This is a genomic window from Kitasatospora sp. NPDC004799 (genome assembly GCF_040609095.1).
Classification (GTDB): Bacteria; Actinomycetota; Actinomycetes; order Streptomycetales; family Streptomycetaceae; genus Kitasatospora.
In genome coordinates this window covers 1-6,987 of the sequence record NZ_JBEXJK010000414.1, presented here as the reverse complement: position 1 = coordinate 6,987, position 6,987 = coordinate 1, and the positions used below count along the sequence as shown (strand labels likewise).

At 75.9% G+C, this 6,987-nt stretch carries 2 protein-coding genes and 2 pseudogenes; 1 reads left to right on the top strand and 3 read right to left on the bottom strand.

Features of this window, described 5'->3' with window-relative positions; translation table 11 throughout:
- The 3 genes and pseudogenes from ABZW03_RS34065 to ABZW03_RS34055 form a co-directional block, all read right to left on the bottom strand.
- Window positions 1–137 (bottom strand): annotated as a pseudogene (locus ABZW03_RS34065) (NADH dehydrogenase subunit D); the annotation flags it as partial.
- A gap of 248 nt (window positions 138–385) precedes the next feature.
- On the bottom strand, window positions 386–1,609 hold the full coding sequence (locus ABZW03_RS34060; protein WP_355267176.1) for a tetratricopeptide repeat protein: 1,224 nt from the start codon (window positions 1,607–1,609) through the stop codon (window positions 386–388).
- Between the two features lie 50 nt (window positions 1,610–1,659).
- Window positions 1,660–4,311 (bottom strand): CHAT domain-containing tetratricopeptide repeat protein, encoded by a 2,652-nt coding sequence (locus ABZW03_RS34055; RefSeq protein WP_355267173.1) that lies wholly within the window; start codon window positions 4,309–4,311, stop codon window positions 1,660–1,662.
- A gap of 173 nt (window positions 4,312–4,484) precedes the next feature.
- On the opposite strand from ABZW03_RS34055, the pseudogene ABZW03_RS34050 reads away from it, so the two are divergent.
- Window positions 4,485–6,987, top strand: a pseudogene (locus ABZW03_RS34050) (hypothetical protein); the annotation flags it as partial.

The window sequence follows — 6,987 nt, the reverse complement described above, 5'->3', positions numbered from 1 at the left end:
ATGTTGACGATGATGCGCTCGTCGTCGGCCCGGCCGACCGCCTCGACCACCTCGCCCCAGTCGCCGCCGGTGACGGTGAAGACCCGGCCCTCGGTCGTGTCCCGTACTTCCGCCGATTCGTGTTCGGTGCCGCTCATCAGCCGTCTGACCTCCGCCCGGGGCGCCGGTCGCGTCCGTCCTTCGATCGTGCCTCCCCCGCAGCGGACGGGGCCACCGCTGGCTCGCCCGACCCGTCCGCCCGGTCAGCGGGAGCGGCGCAGTCGCCGGCCGGTGCGAGGCGGCGCACGCAGGCGGGACCTGGAGCCGTACGGCGCTGACGTCACGCGAAGCCACCAGGAGGCGGGACGATCCCGCGGCGCCGCCGACAGTGTCCGGCGGTCAGCGGTCAGCGCAGGTTCTCGCGCAACCAGTCCAGCTGCTCCCGGACGACCCGTACACGGGGGTGGCCCGGGCCGTGGATCCGGCTGTAGTCGGCGGCGCAGCGCGTCAGCAGGCCGGCCGCCTCGGCGAGGAGGCCGGCGTCGATCAGGACGTTGGCCAGGTTCTCCCGGGCGCTCACCGTGTCGAGGTGGCCTTCCCCGTGCAGGGCGATCCGCCGGGCCAGGATGTCCCGCAGGAGGGGGACGGCCTCCTGGTAGCGCGCCATGCCGTGCAGGACGGCGGCCAGGTTGTTGCGGGCGGAGAGGGTGTTGTCGGCGTCGGGCCCGGCGAGCGACTCCCAGGAGGCCGCCACAGCCCGCAGCTGCGGTTCCGCCTCGGCATGGCGGCCCAGCCGGACCAGGACGGCGGCGAGGTTGCCGCGGGCCGCCACGGTACGCTCGTGGTCACGCCCGTAGCGCTGTTCGAGCCGGGGCACCAGGGACCGCAGGGACCGCTCGGCCGCTTGGTGGCGGCCGCTGTTGATCAGGGCGGCCGCGTGCCGGTTGACGGCGGACAGCACCTCGGGGTGGTCCGCGCCCAGCAGCCTGGTCCGGCGGTCCACCGTGTCGCGCAGCAGCGGTTCGGCCTCCGCGGAGCGGCGCAGGGACTCCAGGGCGGCGGCCAGCCCGTCGGCGCTGCGCAGGGTGTCCGGGTGGTCCCGGCCGAGGGTCTGCGCCCTGGCGCGGAAGTTCGCCTGCCAGAGCGCCTCGGCCTGCTGGACCCGGCCGAGGTGGTGCAGCAGGTCCGCCAACTCCGCGTCGGTCCGCAGGGTCTCCTCGTGGCGTGCGCCGAGCACCGCGCGCTGGGTGCCCGCGACGTACTCGTAGAGCTCGACCGCGCGGTCGTCGCCGCCCGGGGTGTGCGCCAGGACCCGGGCGTACTCCCGCAGGACGATCAGGGTCTCGGGGTGGTCGGCCCCCAGCTTCTCGATGGCCGCGTTCGCCCGCCACTCGGCCACCTCCACCGGCTGGACGCGGACCCGGGCGATCTCCTGCTCCGGCCGGCCCTCCGTCACCTCGGTGACGGTGATGGTGGCCCCGGGCGGCTGCCGGCGCGGCTCGTGGAGCCCGTCGGCGGCGGCCGGGCCGTCCTCGGCGCCCTCGCCGGGCGGTCCCGACGGCGCGGGACCGCCCGTGCCGTCGGCCCGTGCGGCGCGCTCGGCCGCCCGTCTGCGCCACCATCCGCTCATCGGTGGTCCTCTTTCGTCGTCTCGTCGTCTCGTCGTCGCGGTCCGGCCGGTCAGGCGCCGGCGTGCACATGGGCGGCCCAGAGGCTGGGACTGGTGGCGAACGCCGTCCGACACTGCCGGACGGCGTGGTGGAGCGACTCGGCCGTCCGGTCGGTGTCCAGCCCCGGCGCCCCCGCGGGACGGTCGGCCCGCAGGCCCTGGTAGAGCAGCCTGGTCATCCGCAGCGCCACCAGATCGTGCACCGGCCAGAGGGTGCCGACGGCATGGGCGTACCCGGCGAGCTGGAAGGCCGAGGTGATGTGGATCGCCTCGTCGGCCAGGTCGCCGGGGCCCCGGGCCGTCTCGCAGGCCGAGAGGACGGCGAGCCGGGCCCCGGGCAGGTCGAGCCGGGCGATCCGGCGGACCGTCAGCGCCGCCGTCCGGTGGTCGTGGACGAGGAGCCGGGCGTTGGACGGGTCCCGCGGCTCGCTGACGCCGTGGCAGGCGAAGTGCACGTGGGAGTGGCGGGGCAGCGCTTCGAGGACGCGTGCCAGAGTGGCCTCCTCGCCGATCAGCAGCTCGGTGGGCAGCAGTCCGCGGAGCAGCTCGACCTCGCGCCGGGCGCCGGTGAGCGGGCGGGCCCCCGGGGTCTCGGGCAGCGCCACCGCGAGCAGGCCGTCGGCGGCCGGGGGGCCGCCGGGCGCCGACCCGCCCGCCGACGGTCCGGCCGGTTCCGGTCCGGTCTCCCGGGAGCGGGCGTAGGCGAGGGCGCGGACGGTCGGGGTGTAGGAGGAGACCACCCGGTCCAGCACGGTGCGGGGCCTCCCGTCGGGCCGGCCCGTACCGCCGTCATGGCCGGTCGCGTCCCCGTGGTGGCCCGCCACGTGCAGCGGCAGGGCGGAGAGCGCTCCGCCCGGCGACCACCAGACCCGGGGCAACCGGCCGTCCGCCGCCCCGGACAGGCCGAGCCGGTCGAGCCGGTCGAGCACCGGTCCGGTGACGTGGTCCCACGTCCAGCGGAGCACCTCGCCGATCGCCACCTGGGCCGCCCGGTCGGTCGCCGGGTCGGCCGCCGCCGTCAGCGCCGCCTCCAGCCGGCGGACCTGCTCGTCCACCGCCTCCGGAGTGGCCCCGGGCAGCGGGACCGGCAGGACCCGGCCCGACCACAGGACCAGCGCGTCGCTGCGGTACTCGCTGCAGTAGGCGAGCACCACCGGCCCGCGCCAGGAGACCGCCGCGAGGAGGTCCGGGGACGGCGGGGCGAGGAAGTCCGCGAAGCCCGGCAGGGCGCGGATCTCCGTCACCAGTTGCTCGAACCGCGCCGCCAGGGTGTGCCGCAGGTGGCTGCCGGTGCCGGGCAGTCCCGGCGGTCCGTCGGCCGGGTCGGCGGCGTCCCGCCCGTCGAGGGCGTCCCGTGCGTCGAGGTCGGCGGCGTCGATCCGCTCGATCCGCTCGCTCAGCTCACGGAACCGCTCGGCGGCCGCCGGATGGGCGCGGCGCAGCCGGCCCAGGCCGTCGCGGGCGGCGATGGTGCGGCCCAGCAGAACGCCCCGGCCCTGTTCCAGCAGCCGGACGGCGAGGACGAGGTCCCCGACCTGGACGGCACAGGCGGCGGCCTCGGCGGCCAGCCCGTGCACCCGGGAGAGGCTGCGCTCCTGGTCACTGCGGGCCAGCCGGCCCGAGGCGGCGAACGGCAGCAGTCGCACGGCCGCTTCGTAGCCGCGCAGGGCCTCCTCCCACCGTTCGCCGGTCGCCGCCGCGGCGCCCCACTCCCAGGCGGCCAGGACCCGGCCGTGGACCGGCATCGCCTCGGTCCGCGCGGCCCGCCGGTAGGCGTCCTCGGCAGCCCGCAGCACGCCCGGGTCGCCGTCCCGGTGGTGGAGGATCAGCAGGGTGTCGGCGTAGTGCCGCAGGTAGCCGCCGTGCGCCGCGGTGCCCTCGGCGTCGGCCCAGACGGCCCGACCGAGGTCGCTCACCGCCGCTTCCAGCGCCTGCCCGTCCCCGCCCGTGCGGTACTGCTCGAGCCGGGCGTTGCCGAGGTTGGAGAGCACGACGGCGAGCCGGGGATCGCCGTACGGGCTCTCCTCGACGGCGCGTTCCAGGAGGGCGACGGCCTCGTCCAGGTCCGCCCGGTCCCCGGTCGCCGCGAACCGGGCCCGCAGCGCGTTGGCGAGGTGGTTCAGCCGGTCGCCCAGGGCCGGGCTGCCGGGCCCGGTCAGTGCGAGGGCCTCGCGGGCCGTCGCGATCGCTTCGTCGGCCACCCCCGGCTCGCCGGTCGCATCGTGCCGGCTCTGCAGCACCACACCGAGGTTGGCCAGCCGGTCGACCCGCGCGGCGGGCCGGACCGGCCCCTCGTCGACGGCCCGGCGCGCCAGCTCGGCCGCCTCCTGGAAGGCCTGCGGGTCGCCGGTCTGGACCCCGCGCTCCCACAGGGTGACGGCGAGGTTGGAGAGGATCTCGCCGAAGGTCTTCGTCCCGGGCGGCTCCCCGGCCAGCGCCTCGCGCAGCACCTCGACGGCCTCGTCGAGGAGTTCCACGTCACCGGTCCACTGGGCCAGCCGGTGCAGCGCGTTGCCGAGGCTGTTCAGTCGGCGCGGTTCCCGGACGGGGGGGGCCGGCGGGCCCGCCGGGGGGGGGGGGCGGGCGTGGGCGGGCTGCCCGCACGCCCCCAAGTGGGCCGGGGGGGCGCCGGGCCCCCCCCCGCGGGGCGCCCCCGCCCGCATGTGGATGTCCCAACTCCGGTACGGAGTCGCCGCGTTGTGGTCTCGTACACCTGGCCGACCGGATCCCGCCATGTCCGGCTGGCCGAATAGTACGCACGGAATCGTCCGTCCCCAGCGCGATCCGACGCCCTCGCGCCGCCGCACCCGGCGGCCCGCACCTCCCGGAGGCCCGCATGAGAACCCGCGTACCCGACCGAAGAGGTCGGGGAAGGTGGCGCCGTCGACTGCCGGCCCTGGCCCTCGCCAAGGCGGTGGTGGCGGCGCTCGCCGTCATCCCGGTCGGGTTGGGCGCGGCGCCGCAGGCTCACGCCGACTCCTCGACGACCGTGACCGGGCCGAAGGTCTGGATCCCGGCCAGTGGGACGTACGGCCCCGAGGGCAGCGTGACGGTCTCCCAGACGGCCAACCTGACCAACCAGGTCCTCCAGGTCTCCTGGAGCGGGTTCACGCCGAGCATCACCCAGGCCGGCGGCCCGGTGACGAGCACGCCCAAGGAGTCGACCTTCAACCTGTACACGGTGCGGGTCTACCAGTGCCGCGGGCTCGACCCCGCCGTGACGGACTGCTACGGCAGCACCCTCTACGGCGGTGACCGCGAGAAGGGCTTCGAGCAGCCGACCCGCCCGGTGCACACGGAGACGCCGGACTTCCCCTCGAACATGGTGCTGGCGCCGACCGGACCGGACGGGTCCGGCACCGCCGCCATCGAGGTGTGGAGCGCCAAGGAGAGCCCCTCGCTCGGCTGCGACGCCGCGCACCCCTGCTCGATCGTGGTCGAGCCGAACTACGGCGGCGACCCGACGGACCTGTACAACATCCGCGGCGGCAAGGCCGACTGCAACGACCACCGGATGGACAAGGACCGCTTCTACAACGCCGCTTCGGACGGCGTCATGAAGCCCGGCCGGATCAACTCGAAGACCAAGAACCGGACCAGCGAGCAGTGCGCCTGGCGCAACAAGACGGTGGTCCCCCTGTACTTCGCCCCCACGCCGGACGCCTGCGTCGCGAGCGCCCAGGACTTCGGCGTCGCGGGCCTGGAGATGGCCAACCGGGCGATGCAGCAGTGGCGGGCCGGCCTGTGCCTGGGCGAGTCCCCGATGACCGTGGGCTACATCCCGGCCGGCGGTGAGCCGCAGGCCCGGTCGGCCTTCCTGGCCGGCGGCGCCAGCACCGACGTCGCGCTGACGGCCCGCCCGGACACCTCACCGCCCCCGCGCCCCTACGTCTACGCCCCGCTGGCGACGACCGGGATCTCGGTGACGTTCCTGGTCGACGACCCGACGACCGGCCGGCAGATCAGGGACATGCGGCTGAACGCGCGGCTGGTGGCCAAGCTGCTGACCCAGTCCTACGCCTCGCCGGGCGCCGACATCGCCTCCGTGGCCGGCAACCCGGTGTGCCTCTTCACCGATCCCGAGTTCAAGCAGCTGAACCCGGAGACGGCCGAGAACGGGATCCACTGGCCCACCGGCTGCGGCGGCGCCCTGACGATCTTCCCCGGCGTCCCCGGCGGCACGACCGACTTCACCTACCTGCTGACCTCCTGGGTCGCGGCCGACCCGGACGCCGCCCGCTTCCTCGACGGCGAGCCGGACCAGTGGGGCATGCGCGTCGACAGCTTCTACCTGAAGCCGAGGTTCACCGGCTACCCGACCGAGGCCTTCCAGCCCCAGGACCAGTCCGGGACGAGCACGCCGCAGGACGGCGCGGACACCGCGCACTGGAAGCAGTACGAGTGGGTGCCCTCCACCGAGGGCCTCTCCCGGGTCGCGCGCAACCAGGTGCAGAACCGGCCGAACTGCCAGCTGCCGACCTTCAACGCCAACGGCGGCCACGACGCCTGCGCGGTGCAGCAGCCCGGCCAGCGGATGATGCTCGCCATCATGGACACCGCCCAGGCCAAGGCGTTCTCGCTGCCCGAGGCCGCGCTGCTCAACCCGGCCGGCTCCTACGTGGCGCCCGCCACGGCCGGCTTCCAGGCCGCCGTCGCCGACATGCCGACCGACCCGGCGACCGGCGTCCAGCAGCTGCCCTACGGCGTGCCCGACACCGCGTTCTCCCGGGACCAGCGGGCGTACCCGCTGAGCTTCGTGCAGTACGCGATGGTCCCGACCGGCGGGGTCCCGGCCGGGAAGGCGGCCGTGATCGCCCGGTTCCTCAAGGCGGTGACCACCACCGGTCAGACCTACGGCATCGCGCCGGGCCAGCTGGCCCAGGGCTTCCTCGCCCTGAACAACGGCCAGCGGCAGCAGGCCCAGCAGGCCGTCCAGCACGTCGAGGCCCAGGACGGCAAGCTGCCCGGCAACCAGACCGCCCCGCCGACGGCTAACCCCGAACCGGGCACCCCGGAGAACGGGAACGGCGGCGCGGGCACCGGCGGCGTCGACGGAACGAGCCCGGTGAGCGCCTCCGGCACCGGCGGCACCACCGCGGACGGCAACTCCGGCGGCACCGGCTTCGGCTCCACCGGCGGCTCCTCCGACGGGTCGTCCGGCAGCGCTGCCACCGGCACCGGCGCCACCGGGGCCGGTGCGGCCGGGGGCGCCGCGGCGGCCGGCGGCAAGCCCGGCGCGACCGCCGCTGGGTGGGCAGCTGCTGGCCGGGCCGCAGCCGCCCGTCCGCGATCTCGGCGGCGATCCGGTCGGCGATCAGGCGGTAGTCGTCCATGGCGGT

Bases quoted from the DNA above. Each gene is read 5' to 3' on its own strand.
- ABZW03_RS34060 (WP_355267176.1), bottom strand. From the start codon at position 1,609: ATGAGCGGATGGTGGCGCAGACGGGCGGCCGAGCGCGCCGCACGGGCC.
- ABZW03_RS34055 (WP_355267173.1), bottom strand. From the start codon at position 4,311: ATGCGGGCGGGGGCGCCCCGCGGGGGGGGGCCCGGCGCCCCCCCGGCC.